Annotated in this window: 2 protein-coding genes; both read left to right on the forward strand. The window is 73.4% G+C overall.

What is annotated here, in order from left to right; translation table 11 throughout:
* On the forward strand, positions 1-246 hold a 246-nt coding region (locus PROKR_RS05870; protein WP_036960591.1), incomplete at its 5' end, for a CGNR zinc finger domain-containing protein.
* 311 nt (positions 247-557) lie between these two features.
* Positions 558-1,119, forward strand: a 562-nt coding sequence (locus PROKR_RS05875; protein WP_245605721.1) for a LacI family DNA-binding transcriptional regulator, incomplete at its 3' end; no start/stop codon positions are given.

Raw genomic sequence — 1,119 nt, forward strand, 5'->3', positions numbered from 1 at the left:
ACCGGCGCCGCCGCGCAGGGCCTCGCCGCTGTCGCCCGCGAGGCCGTCGAGATCCTGGGCGGTCCCGACGCCGCCCTCCTGCGCGAGTGCGGCCGCCCCGAGTGCACCCAGGTCTACCTCGACCGCTCGCGCGGCCACCGCCGCGAGTGGTGCGCCATGCGCACCTGCGGCAACCGGGTCAAGGTCTCGGCCTACCGCTCCCGCCACCGCACGTCGACCCCGACCCCGACGACGTCGCACGCGTGACCCACAGCGCCCGGATGTGCGCTTCTACCCAGCGATCAGGCCCGAAGCGGGGGCTGTTCCCGGGCCCGATGACTGGGTAGAAGCGCACTCTCCGACACCGGTCTCGTGCTCGGCGCGCACCCGGCCCCGCGGCCCCCTGGCGCGTCCGCCGACGCGGCACCCCCGCGCCCCCGCTCGGGCCGCTGCTTGACGGCTCACGCGCCCCGGTGCAACACTGACGCCCATCGCCGGAAACGTTTCCAGCGATCGCCCGGGCGAAAGCTGGAAACGTTTCCAGCACGGGCAGGACCTCACGAAGAAGTGGAGTGACAGTGTCGTCATCACGCGCCACCCTGATGCAGGTGGCCGAGCGCGCCGGGGTGTCGCTCGCGTCGACCTCGCGCGCGCTGCACGGCACGGGCGCGAGCAGCAAGATGGTGGACCGCGTCCGCGCGGCCGCCGCCGAGCTGGGCTACAGCCCGGATGCGATCGGCCGGTCGCTGCGCATGAAGCGCACGTTCCAGGTCGCCTTCGCCGTCGCCGACATCGGCAACCCGGTCTACGTCGAGATGCTCACCGCCATCCACGAGGTGCTCGCGCCGCACGGGTACCGCGTCGTCGTCATGTCCACGGGGCACACCGTCGGTTCCACGGTCGACCTGGTCCGCAGCCTCGGCAGCGGTTTCGTGGACGGCCTCATCGTCAGCCCGCTGCGCACCGACGACGCGCTCGTCGAGGCGATCCGGCAGGCCCCCGTGCCCGTCGTCGTCATCGGCCGCTCGCTGGAGCAGCAGGGGATCGACTCCGTCTCGACGGACTCGGCCGCGGGCCTCGGCCAGGCGGTCGCCCACCTCGTGGAGATCGGCCGCCGCCGCATCGGCTTCGTCAACGGCC

The sequence above is a fragment of the Promicromonospora kroppenstedtii DSM 19349 genome, from assembly GCF_000515355.1.
Lineage (GTDB): Bacteria > Actinomycetota > Actinomycetes > Actinomycetales > Cellulomonadaceae > Promicromonospora > Promicromonospora kroppenstedtii.